This window comes from Pseudomonas lyxosi (assembly GCF_047758685.1).
In the GTDB taxonomy this organism is placed as follows: Bacteria; Pseudomonadota; Gammaproteobacteria; order Pseudomonadales; family Pseudomonadaceae; genus Aquipseudomonas; species Aquipseudomonas lyxosi.
The window spans coordinates 3,783,382-3,801,187 of record NZ_CP180481.1 but is presented as its reverse complement, the minus strand read 5'-3'; the positions used below and the strand labels follow the sequence as shown (position 1 = coordinate 3,801,187).

5 protein-coding genes are annotated in these 17,806 nt (G+C 60.6%); 3 read left to right on the top strand and 2 right to left on the bottom strand.

The annotated features are described in order from the left end of the window. Positions 1-595 precede the first annotated feature (595 nt). Positions 596-11,638: a peroxidase family protein gene (locus ACMXYI_RS17430; RefSeq protein WP_415768283.1), complete on the bottom strand. Its 11,043-nt coding sequence runs from the start codon at positions 11,636-11,638 to the stop codon at positions 596-598. Positions 11,639-12,319: 681 nt separating this feature from the next. Here ACMXYI_RS17430 and ACMXYI_RS17425 point away from each other — a divergent pair. From ACMXYI_RS17425 to ACMXYI_RS17415, 3 genes are read left to right on the top strand one after another with little or no spacing between them, the layout of a single operon-like run. Next, complete coding sequence (locus ACMXYI_RS17425; protein ID WP_415768282.1) at positions 12,320-14,056, top strand: type I secretion system permease/ATPase; 1,737 nt, start codon at positions 12,320-12,322, stop codon at positions 14,054-14,056. Between the two features lie 6 nt (positions 14,057-14,062). Next, positions 14,063-15,403 (top strand): HlyD family type I secretion periplasmic adaptor subunit, encoded by a 1,341-nt coding sequence (locus ACMXYI_RS17420; RefSeq protein ID WP_415768281.1) that lies wholly within the window; start codon positions 14,063-14,065, stop codon positions 15,401-15,403. A gap of 1 nt (position 15,404) precedes the next feature. Further along, positions 15,405-16,733 (top strand): TolC family outer membrane protein, encoded by a 1,329-nt coding sequence (locus ACMXYI_RS17415; protein ID WP_415768280.1) that lies wholly within the window; start codon positions 15,405-15,407, stop codon positions 16,731-16,733. A 93-nt stretch (positions 16,734-16,826) separates the two neighbouring features. Here ACMXYI_RS17415 and ACMXYI_RS17410 read toward each other — a convergent pair whose 3' ends face one another. Continuing rightward, positions 16,827-17,753: a Gfo/Idh/MocA family protein gene (locus ACMXYI_RS17410; RefSeq protein WP_415768279.1), complete on the bottom strand. Its 927-nt coding sequence runs from the start codon at positions 17,751-17,753 to the stop codon at positions 16,827-16,829. Between the last annotated feature and the right edge of the window lie 53 nt (positions 17,754-17,806).

The window sequence follows — 17,806 nt, the reverse complement described above, 5'->3', positions numbered from 1 at the left end:
CACCTGTGGTATTGCCGTACCCACATTGCGAGAAATCCCCCATAAATGGGCTGTATTACCCGCATCCTGTTTCAACTTTTTTGATGGAGAACTGGCCACAGAATCAGGCAGCCCTGCCGGCGGGGAATTATAGGCTGTTAAATTTTTTGGCATAGAGAATGCTGCGAGTTCACTAGCGCATTAATTGAGAGTTTGAAGCGCTGTTACCACTGGAAAAACAGCTTTCCTGAGGCACTCCCTATACCTGCAACCGTTGCCTTGAAAAACACCTGCGCCGCAGATCAGGCGCGCATTGCCAGCCCTTCCGAGGAGTCACTTTCATGCGCATCGAGCCGCTAATCCTCACGCTGGCACTCATTCTTTTCATTTTTTCGATAGGGGCCGCCTGGAGTCTTATCGGCTTGTTCAGCAGTTAAGAATCAGTGGGAAGCACTCATCACATTTGGGTTACAGGTGGCGGGTGTGTCGAAATCCGATAAGGCTGAGCTCCTCTTTTTCCACTCAACAAACAGCCAGTTTTTTAGAGAAAAAAAGGGAGGGCATCCATGCCCTCCCCTCCTCTTTTCACGCGTCTGCGACAGTACTGATCAGGACCTCAAGTGGCGAGAATGAAGTCTGCGGCAGTGACGGTTGTTGCATCGGCCACACCGACCAGACGGATGGAATCAGCTATTCCTGCGGCGCTGATCAAGGTATCCGCACCGACATCGGTGATGATGACGGTGCCGGCAAAGGTCGCAGCAGTGACGCCGAACGCGGAAATATCGAGCCGGTCCTGGCCTCCCACCGCGTTGGCATCGAAGCCGATGATCTGATCGACCCCGAAGCCCGCTGAGAACATGAAGATATCGTTGCCACCGCTGGCAACCATCACGTCGTTGCCGGCACCGCCAGTCACCGTATTGTTGCCAGTACCGCCATCGATAGAGTCATTACCGGCACCACCCAACAATGTGTCGTTAGCATCACCACCGAGCAGCGTGTCGTTGCCTGCCCCACCATTCAAGATATCCGCCCCATCACCGCCGTCGAGGCTATCATCGCCAGTGCCGCCGTTGAGGGTATCCGTGCCAATGCCACCGAACAGTTGGTCGTTACCGGCGTCGCCATTCAGTGTGTCGTTGCCACCGTTGCCGGTGAGGATGTCGTTGCCGTCGCCACCATTGAGGGTGTCATTACCCACCCCGCCGGTGATGGAGTTGTTCAACCCGTTGCCGTTGCCGACGAAGTTGCCGGCTCCGGTGTAGGTCAGATTTTCGACATTAGCGCCCAGCGTGTAGCTGGCCAGCGAGGTCTGCACGGTGTCCGTACCGCCACCCGCCGCCTCGACCACCACGTCTGCGGCTGCATCGACAACGTAGGTATCGTTGCCGGCGCCCCCCACCATCCGGTCAGCACCCGCACCGCCATTGAGGAGGTCGTTACCCACCCCGCCGGTGATGGTGTTGGCCAGCGCGTTACCGGTACCGGTGAAGTTACCGGCGCCCGTATAGGTCAGGTTCTCGACGTTGGCACCGAGCAGATAGTTCGTCAGGCTGGTTTGCACCAGATCGGTACCACCACCCAGCGCCTCGGTGACAACGTCACCGACGTTGTCGACCACAAACGTGTCGTTGCCGGCACCGCCGTTCATGGCATCCGCGCCGAGCCCACCGTTGAGGGTGTCGTTGCCGTCCTCGCCATTGAGGACGTCGTTGTCGTCTCCGCCGTTGAGGATGTCGTTGCCAGTGCCGCCAAACAACTGGTCGACACCGGCCAGGCCATTGAGCGTATCGTTCCCGCCCAGGCCAAGCAGCACATCGTTACCCGCGGTGCCGGTGAGGGTGTTCGCCAAAGCATTGCCCTGCAGCACCACGCCCTGTATCACAACCGCCGCCGTCGCCGCCGAGGTCACCGACTCCAGCGTGCCGAAGCCATCGGTGTAGCGCACGATCACTCGCAGTTGCAGATTGACCTGCGCCGCACCAGGGGTGAAGGTCGCAGCAGTCGCGCCGTTGATGTTAGTGAAGGACGTGCCGACACCTTGCTGCCACTGGAAGCTGAAGGTGCCCAGCCCATCCGCATCGGCAATCCCACCCGTCAGCGCGGTCAGCACCTGCCCTTGATCCGGTGTCGTATCGCTGATCAGCAACACGCCTGTCGGTGCATCGTTGACGTTGGCCACCGGTCCCAGGATGTTGGACGAAGCGCTTTCGGCCGCACCGAAGTCATCCACGTAACTGACCACCACGCGCACTGCCTGGCCGACCTGAGCCTGGCCAAGCGCGAACGTGCTACCGGTAGCGCCGGCGATGTTGACGAAGCCAGGCCCGTTGTTCGCCTGCCATTGGTAGGTGAACTGCGGATTGCTGAGGCCATCAACGTCGATGATGCTCGCCGGGTTAGCAGTCAACACCTGGTTCTGCACTGCAAGCCCGGTTACGGTCGGCCCTGCAGTCGGTGCATCGTTGACGTTGTCCACCGGTCCCACGATGTTGGACGAAACGCTTTCGGCCACACCGAAGTTATCCACGTAACCCATCACCACGCGCACTTCCTGGCCGACCTGAGTCTGGCCAAGCGCGAACGTGCTAGCGGTAGCGCCGGCGATGTTGACGAAGCCCAGCCCGTCGTTCGCCTGCCACTGGTAGGTGAACTGAGGATTGCTCAGGCCATCGAGGTCGATGATGCTCGACGGGTCAGCGGTCAACACCTGGTTCTGCGCTGCAAGCCCGATAACGGTCGGCCCTTCGGTCGGTGTACTGTTCCCGGACGAGTCGACGATCTCCAGCGTGCCCTTGGCATCCTGATACACCGCACGGACGCGGATGTTCAGACCCGCCTCATCGGCCCCCACCCGGAAGGTGGTGCCAGTCGCCCGTGTCGCCTCGCCAGCGGCGACGGTGGTGATGTCGTCATAGATGCCCGATCCGGCAATGGTTTCGACTTGCCAGTAGTAAGACACCGCGCCAGTCACCGCACCGGTCGGATTGGTTACGCTTTGGTTGTCCGCGTCGTGTACCCCGCGATCACTGACGCGCAGCAACTGGCCGGCGACAGGCGTTTCGTCACGCACACCGGTGGCAGCATCGAGGATTGCCAGATGACCCACTGGGTCGTTGTTTTGAGCGGTGCCCACCCCGGACGATTGCGCCACGTCAGCGAACTGCAGACGTTCGATGCCCGTCAGGCGATCGACGCCATCACGCCCTGCCACCGAGTCGGTCACAATGACAGTGTCGCCATCGATCTCGATGCCGTATTCCCCCAAATTACCGGTGAACAACGCGGTGTCGAAGCTGTTATCGCCGGTCAGAATCTCCCGCACGATGACCAACTGGCCCGGATTGTAAGTACCGTTCAGCATAAACGGCACCAATGGCTCCATGCTGTCGAACGTGGCGATTTCCGCGCCAGTGCCATCAACGTGTTCCCGTACGCTGATGCGTACGTTCAGCCACTTGTCACCATCGATGATGTCGTCACCACCGCGACCTTCGATCAGGTCGCTACCGCTACCGCCGAGGATGATGTTGCCGCCATCGAAGAACGTCGCTCCGTCTGGCAGCAAATCCGCCAGGCCGTTGATCAGGTTGATGTTGGTCAGCACACTGCCGGTCGCACCCGCAGTGGGCAGCGATGTGGCATCTTCGTTATCACCGCGCAGGAAGTCACCGTGCGATGAACCCGACAAACCTTCCATGATGTCGAAACGTACCAGCGCCGAAGCACCCGAACCCGGCATTGGTGGAACATCGAAAAAGCGGTCGGTGTAATCGATGGTCACGCCTTGGGCGAGCCCCTTGAAGGTCGCCCAGTCAAAGCCGGAGCCGCCGATATAGCGGTCACCCAGGCCGAGACTGCCGACCATGATGTCGTCGCCGCCTTCACCGTTGAACTTATCGTTCTCGTTACCGCCGATGAACACATCGTGGCCGATCACCGGGTCATTGCCAGCCGGGTCGAAGTTGTCGCCAGGTGCACCGTCCGAAGTGCCCTTCTCGATCCAGTCGTCGCCTTCGTTACCCATGTCCTGTTCGTTGGCTTTGCTGCCCAGGATGAAGTCGTTGCCCTGGCCACCAATGGCCTCGGAAGCGTCCTCACCGGTAATGATGAAGTCATTGCCGAACCCGCCAATGATCAGGTTGACGCCGTTGCCACCGTGCAGAACGTCGTTGCCGTCGCCACCCTGAATGTTATCGTCGCCGCCGACGTCAGTGATGATGTCGTCGCCGGCACCACCACGCAGTTGGTCGTTGCCGTAACCGCCGTCAATGCGATCGTTGCCGCCGTCACCCCAGACCGTGTCATCACCTTCACTCGACACGAGGATGTCTGCGCCGTTGGTGCCGCCCAGCACGATGTGCTCTGCACCCGAGTACCGGATGTAGTTGGTGTCCGGCCCCACCGTCAGCGGGTTGTCGCGGAACACCACCTGTTCGCCGTTCTCGCCAAGCGGATCGGCGTTGCCCAGACCATCGTTGTACTGCTTGCTCTGGTCTCTTTCCAGATAAAACCCAGGGTCCGAGAACACCAGGCCCGGCAAGTGCGTGGCCGAGGTGTTGGCCATGATCAGCTTGGCGAACGAGTTGCTTTCCAGTTCGGCGTTCATCGACAGGCCAGCGGTACGCTCCAGATAGTAGAAGCGGTCACCGTCCTGCAGTTTTTCCAGCTGGTTCTCGAACACGAAGTTGAAGGTCGTGCCGAGCATGCCGCCGAACGGAGTTTTCTCTTCGGCCAGGCCGCCGATCCAGAGGTCGATGGCATCGACGCCCGTGATAGTCACGCCCTTCAGATCGTCGGCAGTCCCCAGCACCCCATCCTTGCCGGCCAGCGTCACGTTGGCCCAGTCACCGCTGCCGTTGAGGAAGGCCAGGCGGTCAGACGGCGCATCAACACCACCAAATACCAGCGCCATCGCTGCAGCGCGTTTGCCTTCCAGCGTGGTCGCCTCCGTGATCGTGTCATGCGTGCCATAGGCCGCGATGAAGTTGATCAACGACTCTGGATGTTTGAGGTGCTGCACCAGGTCGACCCAGCTGCTGTACGGCTTGAGTTGGGTATCACCGGTTTGGCTGAAGATGTCGCGGCGGATCGCATTGAGCGAGGGAATCCCCACGTCGCGGCCGCGAGCGATGTTGAGCGCCGGCAAGTCGAGCGGCAGACCGAGCAGGTTATTGCGCAGCGCCTCGGTGACGAACTCGTCGATTTCGTTACCGGCTTGGCGAGTCACCCCACGGATAATCGCACTGGTCGCATCCTCTGGCGTCACACCACTGGCGGCGTACGCCAACGGGTTGAGGAACGCCGCGATCAAGCCGATTTGCTGATTCGGATCACCGTTGTTCGGATCGCCAATCACGTTGAAATTGACGTCGAAGCGATCGACGGTCTCGGTCAGCATCGAGTGGCCAAACCGGTACACGGTGTGGGCGAACTCGGCGACGATCGAGGCATCGAGGTCAACGTCATAGACCTGGGTCGGTGCGAAGAACAGGTCGACCCTGGGCTGGATGGTCCGCGCAAACTCCTCGAACACCAGGTGCTGATACTGCATCTCGGTGCCGAACTTGGCGGCCTGGAACAAGCGCTCGCCATTCCACACCAGCGCATCGATCTCAGCCTGGCTGACTGGCAAAGCGCTCACCGGGTTGAGCAGCCACTCGTTGAGGAAGGCCACGTCATGCGAATCGAGCACGGTGTCCTTGGTCTGTGCGACCAGCCGATTGTGCTCGGCGTGGAAGATCGCATGCACCGCGGTCAGGCCGATGTTCTCGTTGACCCGGCCGTCGCCAGCGATGTAGTGAGCGTCGAGCAGTTCGTTGTCATAGGTCAGGTTGTTGCCGCCTGGGCCCGCTGGCTGCGCATTGCCGACATCAGTGTCAGTATCCGCCTGCAGAACCCCGCCGACGATTACCGGCGCTGCATTGTTGTTAATGTCGACGAGGAACTGGTGACCGGTGCGCACAGCATTGGTCAGGCTAATGGGAGACAGCGGATTGCCTTCGACAAGGATGTCATCAGCCGTGCCACCCAGACCGTCAGCCCCTTTCATCACAACCATCGGGAAGCCGTTCGGCCCCTTGATGAAATTGCCGTAGGCGTCAGTCGCCAACAACGGGGCGTTACCGACGTCGGCATCGGTAAGGTGGATACCCAGGATGTCGTTGGCCTGCGCCTTGACCACCTTCCAGGTCGCCATGCCACCGATTTCGGTGTCGTCTCCGGTGCCATACTTGCCATCCAATCCCAGGTCAACGTTAGTGATCAGCCTGCCGGTCGCTATGGGGCCGTCGGGGGTCAGCTCATAACCGCGCAGGAAAACCTGGTGCGACGGGTGCGAGCTGTAGGTCTGGTTTTGGTCCACGAACGGCGAGGTGGTGTTGGTGTGCTCATGGATGTCGTCGGCCGTGCCGAGAACGCCATCCGCCCCTGGCAGGTTGGTCGCGCGGGTCAGCACCATGAAGTTGGCGTTGCCGCCTTCCACATACAGTGGATCATCCGCTTTCAGCGGGATGAAGATGGTGCCCGAACCGCCTTTGGTCACCAGGTCCAGACCGTGATCGAAGAACTGCCCGAAGAAGGTCATCCAGGCGTTGAACGGCGCGGACAACCCCGCATCCGCCGCGGTGTTCTCGAACAGGTACACATCGTGGTCGTCGTCAGTACCGAACTGACCATCCATGCCGGGGCTGGCAACTATCCGTACGCCATCCTTGAGCACGTCGTCGTTATTCACCGTGCCGAAGTTGAGCACACCGTCCGCACCCGGGTCGTAAGCCGTGGCATAAGCCGCCGGGTTGTTCGACGTCTGGTCGACGATCAGATTACTGATGGTGCGCGGCTGCGAGTCAAACACAGAGCCGCTGGTCTGCTGATACGACGATCCCGGAATGGCCGGCGAGCCGGGGCCGAAGAAGCCGGCAGGAGCACCTTCCGCCGGATTGAAGACCGGATCGGTCAAGCGCGGGAAGGTGTTATCGGCGGCACCAAACTCGGTGTTGTTAATGCCGTTGAGGTTCATCAGGTTGTTGTTCGAGCCATCGACCGCACGCAGGCCCAATGGCGCGCGGATATTCGGGATCAGCGAGAGGATGTCCTGACCGGCCGCGTCAGCCTCGGCAATCTTGATCTGATCAAGAATGAAGTTGAGGTCGGAGCGGACCATGTGAAGGCCCTCGCCACCCGCAGTGGCATCGACTACCGGTGCCTGCGCCGTCGGCACAACCGGCGCGCCGGGAACTACGACGGCCGTCGGCTGCGAGAACACTATTTCAGTCGTGCCATGACCATCCAGGTAGATCGCCTTGACCCGCAGTGACAGCCCGGCAAGGTCCGGGGAGACCTTGAACGAGGTGCCGTCGGCACTTTGGAACGCCAAGTCACCTGCAGGCAGCAGGATGATGTCTTCGAACACGCCACTGCCAGGCGTGGATTCGAACTGCCAGTAGTAGGACACTGAGGTGTTGTTGACAGTACCCTGCAGGTTACCCACCCCGATGTTGTTGGCATCGCGCACACCGGCCATGCTCACGGTCAGTGTGTCGCCCACGGTGATCGCGCCGCCGTTTCCGTCCGTGACGGTCGGCCTGCCCACCGGTTGTTCGTTCAGCCCCGTCACCAGCACTTGCTGGGTATCGGCGAATTGCAGGCGTTCGATATGCAGCAAGGTATCGGTACCGTCACGACCCGCTTCGGTATCGGTCACCGTCCAGACATCGTCCGCCACATTGGCCGTGCCGCGGGTGTCGCGCGTCACCACATACTCGGACTGAAGCCCGGAGAAAATGGCGGTGTCGAAGGCCGCCCCGCCCGTCGAGGTGCCGGGCATGATTTCCCGCACAGCCTTGAGCTGACCCGGGTTATACGTGCCGTCCAGCATGAACGGAATCATATCGACCATGCTGTCGAAGGTGGCGATCTCAGGGCCGGTATGGTTGGCGTCACCGGGGGCATACACTGCGATTCTGACGTTGATCCATTTGTCGCCGTCGATCAGATCATCGCCACCGCGCCCCTCGATCAGGTCACTGCCATTGCCACCGAGGATGATGTTGCCCGTGGCAAAGCCGGTGGTCGGCAAACCGGCATCGGCCAGAAACTGCTCCAGTCCGCGGATCAACGCCACATTGGTCAGTGCACCGCCCGTGGCACCACCGTGGTTGATGATCGTGACCGCATCAACATTATCGCCCTTGAGCACATCGGCGAATTTCGAACCCGACAAGCCTTCAACCTCGGCAAAACGGTCGAGAATCGAGGCCGGCGAGGCGCCGACCGGATTGAACACTCCGGTGTTCTGGTTTGGCGCATTGCCGTGTGGCTGAGCCAGCGCGGCCAAGGACAGGTCAACGGTCACGCCGACCCTGTCATTTTTGTAGGTCACCCAGTCGAAACCGGACATGCCGTCCATCTTGTCCTGGGCATCGCTGCCGACAAAGATGTCATCGCCACCCTCGCCGATCATTTCGTCGAAGCCACCACCACCGACAAAGATGTCGTTGCCGATCGTATCGTCAGTGAGCAACGGCGCAGCGTTATCGCCAGGCGCACCGTCCTGGGTGCCTTTCTCGATCCAGTCATCACCTTCGTTGCCGGTAGGTGGCAGGTTGGTCTTGGCGCCGAGGATGAAATCGTCACCCTGACCGCCAAAGGTCGTGGTGATGTCTTCGGTGGTGACGATGAAGTCCTGGCCATCGCCCCCAAGGATCAGGTTGCCTCCAACCAGCATGCTACCGGCGATGATCACATCGTTACCGGCATTGCCTTCCAGACGGTTGTCGCCGAACGAGTCGGTGATGATGTCATCGCCCGCGCCGCCGAGTACCGCATCGTTGCCGGCACCGCCTTCGAGGCGATCGTTACCGCCGTCGCCGTAAAGGGTGTCATCGCCGTCACCGGAGATGATGATGTCATTACCGGCGGTACCGCCCAGGACGACATGGTCTTCACCGGTGTACTGCAGATAATTACTGTCCAGGCCAGGGGTGTCGGGGTTGTCGCGGATCACCAGCGGCACGATTTCCACGCCGTTGATCATGATGCCGCCCGTCGGATCGGCTTTGCCGTCCAGGCCAAGGTTAGTGAACTGATTGTCCTGATTCACTTCGAGGGTGAACGTTGGCGTCAGGAACACGGTGTTCGCCAGGTGGGTGACATCGGTGTTGAGCATGATCAGCTTGGCAAAGGAGTTGTTCTCCAACTCGGTGCCGAAGTTCAGGCCCGCGGTACGCGACAGGTAGTAGAAGCGGTCGCCGTTCTGCAACGCCTCCAGCTGGGTTTCAAACACGAAGTTGAACGTCGAGCCGAGCATGCCGCCGAACGGCATTTTCTCCTCGGCGAGGCCACCGACCCAGAAGTCAATGTCGTCCACACCGGTGGTGGTGACAGCGTTGACCATGGCGTAGATGCCCGAACTGTTAAGAAAGTCCAGGCGATCCGCTTCACTGGCGGTAAAGGTACGCTCATCGACAGTGCCGGCGTTGATCACCGCGCTGCCGCCAAACACCAGGGCAGCGGCGACCGCACGCATCTCCACCAGCGTATCCACGTCGGCCGCAGTCAATGCCCCGTGGGTGCCGAAGGCCGCGATGAAGTTGACCAGGGATTCGGGGTGCTTGAGGTGGTCCGCAAAGTCAGCCCAACTGATGTACGGCTTGAGTTGGCTGTCGCCGGTTGATGCGTACATCTCACGGCGCGCTTCATTCAACGTGGGGATGCCAGTGTCGCGACCACGCGCCAGGTTCAGCGCCGGCAAATCGAGCGGTAGACCGAGCAGATTGTTGCGCAACGCTTCGGTGACGAACTCGTCGATCTCGTTGCCGAGCTGGCGGGTCACACCGCGAATGATCGCCCCTGCCGCTTCGTCCGGCGTCGCCCCGCTGCCGGCGAACGCCAGCGGGTTGAGGAAGGCCGCGATCAAACCCATTTGCGAGTCCGGGTTGTTCGGGTCAGTGAGCAGCGGATTGAATTCGGGGTCGAAGCGATCGACGGTCTCGGTCAACATCGAGTGACCGAAGCGATACACCACGTGGGCGAACTCGGCGAGGATTGCCGGGTTGATCGAGGTGTCATACCCGTTGGGTGCAAGGAATCCGTCGATCTGCGGCTGAATGGTCCGCGCAAATTCTTCGAATACCAGATGCTGGTACTGCATCTCGGTGCCGAACTTGGCGGCCTGGAACAGGCGTTCGCCGTCCCACACCAACGCCGCGATTCCGGCGGGTGTAGTCGGTATCGAGGTCACGTCGTCCACCAGCCACTCATTGAGGAAGGCCAGATCGCCGGCGGCAAGGAGGGTGTCCTTGGTTTGCTGGACCAGCCGGTTGTGTTCGGAGTGGAACACATGGTGCACGGTGGTCAGGCCGATGTTCTCGTTCACCCGGCCGTCGCCGGCAATGTAGTGAGCGTCGAGCAGTTCGTTGTCGTAGGTCAGGTTGTTGCCGCCCGCGCCAACCGGCTGCGCATTGCCGATATCGTCATCAGCATCCGCCTGCAGAACCCCGCCAACGACTACCGGCGCGGCATTGTGGGCGATGTCGTCGAGGAAGCCATGCCCGGCGCTCACGGCGTTGGCCAGGCTGATCGGAGCATCCCGGTTGCCTTCGACTAGTTGAGTGACGTCATCAGCTGTCCCGGCGATCCCGTCAGCGCCGTTACTGACGCGCATCACCACCTGCGGCATGCCGCTCGAGCCCCGGATGAAGTTGCCATACGCATCGGTTGCCAGCAGCGGCACGCTGTGCACATCGGCGTCGGTCAGGTTGATGCCGAGAATGTCACGGGCCTGGGCCTTGACCACTGCCCAGGTCGCCATGCCGCCATTGGTGCCGTCGCCATCATCGGCCGTGCCGAACTTGCCGTCGGCACCGAGATCGCGGTTGGTAATCAAGCGCCCCGTTGCAACAGGGTCACCTGCCGCATTGAGGACATACTCGCGCAGGAACACCTGATGCGAGGGGTGCGAGCTGTAAGTCTGGCTTTGGTCCACGAACGGCGAGGTGGTGTTGGGCTGGCCATCATCGGCAGTGCCGAGTATTCCGTCTGCGCCGGGGGTATGCACTGCACGTGGCAGCACCATGAAGTTGGTCGGGCTGCCCGGCACGTACAACGGATCGTCCGGCTGCAGCGGAATAAACACGAAGTCGGTACTGCTCTTGGTGACCAGGTCGAGGCCGTGGTCGAAGAACTGGCCGAAGAAGGTCATCCACGAGTTGAAGCCAGCGGTCAGACCGGCGTCCGGCGACACGTTGGGGATGAAGAACACTTCCTTGTCGTCGGCCGTGCCGAACACGCCATCCAGACCGGGACTGATCACCGGGTCGGCGCCGCCGTTCGCCGCAACCGCGGCCGGGTTGTTGGCAGTCTGGTCAACGATCAGGTTACTGATAATCCGTGGCTGCGGGTCGACCACATTCCCTGACGCGGCATAGGCCGCTCGATACTGGGCATCAAGCACGCGCAGGAAGGAATTGTCCGCGGCGCCAAACTCGCTTTGCCCGGCGACCAGGTTGTTGTAGCTGCCATCGACAGTGCGCAGGCCGAATGGCACCTGACTGTTGGGTAGCAAATCACTGAGGCTGGCGCCGTCGGCATGCGCTTCTGCGATGAAGATTTGTTTGAGGATGAACTCCAGGTCCGACTTGTTGAAATTGGCCATTTTGATTGCCCTCGATCTCTTTGGGGAAAGGACACGGGACGATAAGAATCCTCCCGCGCCCAGTCCGGTGCTGGCTTGCGCAGTGTGTTGGTTCTTTTTTTTTGGCGATCGCTGGCGCGGGATGGCAAAGCCGTTACACGGCCCCCCGGGATGCGCGCCTGGAATTCGCGAAAGAATGGCTCGCTCGGCGATTAGGCAGAGCGAACCCCAGCCCTGGGTGGGCCATGGAAACTTGAAGTAACGGCGAACTTCGTGAACAGCCCCTTCACTTCGCAGTAGAACGAAATCATCGACATGGTGTGCTCCATCGGGAAAATCATCACACCTTGCGTTGCCAAAAAGTTGACAGGCTTCAGGCGAGCGGCTCCCTCAATGACTGAGACTAAAGTTGCATAGCGAAAAATTGTCAATTTTACGACACGTAAAACTGACGACTGGTGATTGACCTCACAACTAGCTGTTTTTAAAAGACTTATAGATAGTTCATTGCAGCATTAGAGCGAAATGTTATTTCAGATTGTGTCGACGCCACCTACGCTGCTGGCTATGGAAGCAACGCAGAGATTTGCAGGAGATTCGCCCTAGAGCGACCACCCTGCATATCGACAAACTGCCTGCGGACTACATCTGTTAGCTGTTGCGCCGCAAGGGCTAACGGCTTTTCGAAGAGGGGTCGCCCAAATGCACAAACAATCGAGCACTCGATCAGAACTGGCTGACGCGCTTTTCAGACTTCGCCGTAGTTTTTACTCGCTGGCAGGCTTCAGCGGCGTGATCAACGTCATGATGTTGACGCCAGCTATTTATATGCTGCAGGTCTACGATCGGGCCTTGGTCAGCCGCAACGTCACAACGTTGACGATGTTGACCATTCTGGTGATAGGCCTGTTCTTGCTGATGGCCACGCTGGAAATGTTCCGCACCCGCGTGCTGATCCGGGTCGGCAACTGCCTCGACATGGACCTCAATCGACGCATTTTCACCGCAGCATTCGAGCGCAACCTGAGCCGCGCCGGAGGTAATCCGGCCCAGGCCCTGCAGGATCTCGCGCAGGTGCGTCAGTTCCTCACCGGCAATGGCCTGTTCGCTTTCTTTGATGCGCCATGGACGCCGATCTACCTGCTGGTCGCCTATCTGATCCACCCGCTGCTCGGACTGGTCACGCTGATCGGCTCGCTGATTCTGGTGGCCCTGGCTTATCTCACCGAGAAGGCGACGCAAAAGCCGCTGGCCGAAGCCAATCAGGCCGCCCTCTCCTCCGCCAGCTACGCCAACAACAACCTGCGCAACGCCGAAGTCATTGAGGCCATGGGCATGCTGCCGTCGATCGGCAAGCGCTGGTACCAAAGCCATTTGCGCATTCTGGAAATGCAGACCCTGGCCTCCGACCGTGCCGCCCTGATCAGCAGCACCGGGCGCTTCGTGCGTATCACTTTGCAGTCGCTGATCCTCGGCGCCGGCGCGCTGCTGGCGATCGAAGGCAAGATCACCCCCGGGATGATGATTGCTTGCTCGATCCTCACCGGCCGCGCGCTGGGCCCCGTGGAACAAGTCATCGCGTCGTGGAAGCAGCTGCTTGGCTGCCGTTCGGCTTGGGGCCGGTTGAACGAGATGCTGAACGACTATCCGCGCCGGCCACCGAGCATGTCACTGCAGCGGCCGCTGGGCATGCTGGCGGTGGAAAATGTGTATGCCGGTGCTCCCGGCACCGCCAACACGATTCTGCGCGGGGTGAGCTTCAACCTTTCCCCCGGCGAAAGCCTTGGCATTATTGGTCCATCCGCCTCCGGCAAATCCACCCTCGCCCGCCTGTTGGTCGGCGTCTGGCCGGCACAGGCCGGCAAGGTGCGCCTGGACGGCGCGGACATATTCACCTGGAACAAGGGCGAACTTGGCCCCTGGCTCGGTTACCTGCCACAGGACGTGGAGCTGTTCGAGGGCACCATCGCCGACAACATTGCGCGCTTTGGCGAAGTGGACAGCGACGCGGTCATCCGCGCCGCCAGGACGACTGGGGTGCACGAGATGATCCTGCGTTTGGCGCAGGGTTATGAGACCCGTCTGGGCACCGATGGCAGCCCGCTTTCCGGTGGCCAGAAGCAACGCATCGCCTTGGCCCGCGCGCTGTATGGAGAACCCAATCTGATTGTGCTGGACGAGCCGAACGCCAACCTCGACGACGTCGGTGAAAAGGCCTTGGTCGATGCGCTGGCCCAACTCAAAAACCGCGGCGCCACCGTCATTCTGATTTCCCACCGTCCCAATGTGCTCTGCGCCGTCGATAAGGTGCTGATGCTGCGCGACGGCGGCGTGCAGATGCTCGGTACTCGCGACGAAGTATTCGCAGCGCTGCGCAAGGCCAGTGTGATGCCTGCAGGCGCGTCAACTCCGCTGGCCTCCGTCAAAGCACGGGAGTAACCGATCATGCAAATGAGCCAACACACCGACATGATTCTCGCCGATCCCAGGAACGTGGTGGATCTGGACGTCGGTAAACCCGTGCGCTGGGGCATGTTGCTGATGCTCGCCGGCTTCGGCGGCTTCCTCCTGTGGTCCTGGCTGGCGCCGCTGGATGCCGGCGTGGTAGCGACAGGCACGGTAAAAGTCACCAGCAATCGCAAAGCCGTGCAGCATCTGAGCGGCGGTACCGTGGAGGCCATTCTGGTTCGCGAAGGCGATACAGTGAAAAAGGGCCAGGAGGTGGTCCGCCTTGACTCGCTGCGTGCCGCTGCCGAACAAGGTGCAGTCAGCGCCCAGTACATCGTCAGCAAGACGGTGGAAAACCGCCTGGAAGCGGAACGTGACGGTCGCGATGTGGTGATCTACGATCCCGAATTGTTCAAGCGCTTCGGGAATGACCAGCGCCTGATGGCCGCCATGGATCTGCAACAACGCCTGCTGGACACCCGACGCGCCGGCCTCGCTGGCGAAATCAGCATCCTGCAGGAAAACCTCGCGGCGTCGGCGGTGCAGCTCAAGGGTCTGCAGCAGGTCTATGGCGCCCGCGCCTCGCAGATCAACTTCCTCAGCCAGGAACTAACAGGCACCCGCGCGCTGGCGGCCGAAGGCTATGTCCCGCGCAACCGTCTGCTTGAGCTGGAACGCAGCAATGCCGACCTCTCCGCCGGCCAGGCCGAGAACCTCAACAACATCGCTCGTGTGCGTAGCCAGACCACCGAAATCAAGCTGCGCATCCTGCAGCGCCAGCACGATTACCTGAAGGAAGTCGAATCGCAGCTCACCGACACCGCCAAGGAAAACACCACCCTGGCCGACCGCTTGCGTGCGCTGGACTATGAAGTGACCCACACGGTGATTCGATCGCCCATCGATGGCATGGTCCAGTCTCTGAGCATCGCCACCATCGGCGGGATCATTCAGCCCGGCTTCAAGATCATGGAAATCGTTCCGGACAACGAACCGCTGCAGGTCGACGCGATGATTCCCGTGCAAGCCATCGACAAGATGGTCCCCGGCCTGGCCGTGGACATATCCTTCCCGGCCTTCAACCATGCCCGGACGCCCAACATACCCGGCCGCGTGAAGACCGTCTCCGCTGACCGCCTGCTCGACGAGGAAAGCAAGCAACCGTTCTACCTGGCTCAGGTAGAAGTCACGCCCGATGGCATGAGCCTTCTTGGCAGCAATCACATTCGTCCCGGTATGCCCGCCAGCGTCACCATCAAGACTGGCGAGCGCAACATGATGAGCTATCTTCTCAAACCGATGCTTGAGCGTGTTGACAGCTCCTTCAAGGAACAATGAAATGGACCGTCATTGCCTGTTCTTCTGCCTGCTGGCGCTGTCCCTCCCGACCAGCGCCATGGACCTCAAACAAGCCTGGGATCTGTTGCAGTATCAAGGCCCCGTCTATCGCGCCGCCGTGCATGAAAAGGAGGCTGGTGCACAAAACCGCGACATCGGCAGGGCCGGTCTGCTACCGCAAATCAATGCCTCGGCCTACGACAACAAGGTCAATGGCACCCAACGCCAGAGCGGCGTCGATAGAGATCTCGACTACACCTCCAAGGGCGCTAACGTGCGCCTGCGCCAGCCGCTGTTCAACAAACAGAAGATGGCCGAGTACCGCCAGGGCAAGCAGCGTGCCGACTACAGCGTCGCGGTGTTCGATGCCAAGAGTCAGGACGCCGCAGTGCGCCTGGCTGAAAGCTATTTCGACGTACTCCTGGCCAGCGAAACCATCACCCTTGCCAAGTCCAAACTGAACGCCTTCGACGAGCAACTCGCTTCGGCGAAACGGCGCATGGAGTTGGGGGCCGGGACCATCACCGACATCGACGAGTCGGCCGCTCGCCACGACCTCGCCGCGGTTGAGCTGATCGAAGCGCAGGACAACCTGGTCAACGCGCGCCGCAAGCTTGAGGAATTTATCGGTGAAACCCCCGAATCGCTGACCACTTTGCGTCCGAGCTTCGATACACCACCGCTGCTGCCGAGCAACCTGCAAGACTGGTTGGTCAAAGCCCAGGCCGACAGCCCGCTGATCCATGCGCGCCGTCATAGCAGCGACCTCGCCGAAGAAGAAGTGAAGCGCGCCAAGGCCGGCCACTGGCCAACACTGGATTTCGTGGCCGGCTACACCGCGGGTCAGAGCCAATCAATCTCCGAGTTGAATCAACGCAACCGCTACGGCTCAATCGGGCTGGAAGTAAACTTCCCGTTGTACAGCGGTGGCGGCACCAGCGCGTTGACACGCCAGGCCAGTGCCAATAGCTATAAGGCCCTGGACGAACTCGACGCCACGCGCCAGGAAGTCATCACCGGTACCACCCGTGAGTATCGCGGCGTAGAGAGCGGCGCCCAACGTATTCGCGCGCTGGAGAAGGCAGTGGAGTCCAACGAACGCTCACTGAATTCGACACGCAAGGGCTTCAAAGAGGGTGGCACCAGCACCAATGCGGACGTCCTCAATGCCGAAGAGCTGCTCTTCGTTGCGCGCCACGATCTGTTCGAGGCCAAGCTGCGCTACTTGATGTCGCGCCTGCGCCTGGCCTCTTCGGTGGGCAGTCTGGGCGACGACGATATCGACCACATCAACGACTACCTCGGCCCGGAACTGTTGGTCACCAACTGAGTTTCACCTGCGCGGCACTTCTACGAGGTGGTCGACAAAACCCAGGCACGCAACAGCGTGCCTTTCGCCCACCTCTGCGTTTCTGAGCGGACGCTAATCGTAGAACGGCGCAACCAACGCCCGACTGCCGACAAAAAAGCTGTCGGCAACCAGTCGCAGCGGCTGGAGGTCCAGGTCACTGGCTTTGTCGCCAATCAGCTGTTGAAAATGTCGATACACCGCCGCGTACTCGCCTTCCTCCGATACGGCTTGGCGCACGCCGTCAATGCTCAACAGGGCACCACCGTTGTCCAGTCTCAGGATGCCTTCGGAGCAGCGAATCTCGATGCTCCAAAGTTCTTCGTGACCGTGGTCGAAATCGAACTCCGCGCGAACATCGAGGTGGTGCGCGTCAGACATTTTAATCGAAGCGGCGATAGGCGACTGGCAGTTGCTGGGAACTCGCAGTTCGGCAGACTCGACAAACAGCGGCAGCGCCAGCAGATGGGTTGCAATCGACAAAGCATTGATGCCGGGATCGAAGACGCCCAGGCCTCCGGGCTGCCAGATCCATGCCTGGCCTGGGTGCCACTTGCGCACGTCTTCCTTCCAGTCGATCTGTACGCTTTGCAGGGTGCGGGTGGCCAGCCAGTTGCGGGCGGCTTCGATGCCGGGCGCGTAGCGTGAATGCCAGGCGAACAGACCGCTGACGCCTTGCTCATCTGCCTGATTCACCAACGCCATCGCTTCACCCAACGTGGCGCACGGCGGTTTTTCGACCAGCACGTGTTTGCCAGCGGCCAGCGCTTGTTGCACCAGAACGTATCGTCCTTGCGGCGGCGTGCAAAACGCAATCGCATCGACGGACGGGCCGTTTTCGAGCAGCTCGCTCAGGGACTGAAAGTTCGCTACCCCGGCGCAGGGCTGCCCTTGTGTTGCGACAGAGACCAACTGGAACGCAGGGTTGGCGTTGATAGCGGGGACGTGTTGATCCCGGGCAATCTTGCCGTAGCCCACCAGACCGAGACGGATCGGTTGCATCAATGACTCCTGGTTTTTTTCTTGTCTTGGGAAGCGAACTGGCAAGGTTACGT

Bases quoted from the DNA above. Each gene is read 5' to 3' on its own strand.
- ACMXYI_RS17430 (WP_415768283.1), bottom strand. From the start codon at position 11,638: ATGGCCAATTTCAACAAGTCGGACCTGGAGTTCATCCTCAAACAAATC.
- ACMXYI_RS17425 (WP_415768282.1), top strand. From the start codon at position 12,320: ATGCACAAACAATCGAGCACTCGATCAGAACTGGCTGACGCGCTTTTC.
- ACMXYI_RS17420 (WP_415768281.1), top strand. From the start codon at position 14,063: ATGCAAATGAGCCAACACACCGACATGATTCTCGCCGATCCCAGGAAC.
- ACMXYI_RS17415 (WP_415768280.1), top strand. From the start codon at position 15,405: ATGGACCGTCATTGCCTGTTCTTCTGCCTGCTGGCGCTGTCCCTCCCG.
- ACMXYI_RS17410 (WP_415768279.1), bottom strand. From the start codon at position 17,753: ATGCAACCGATCCGTCTCGGTCTGGTGGGCTACGGCAAGATTGCCCGG.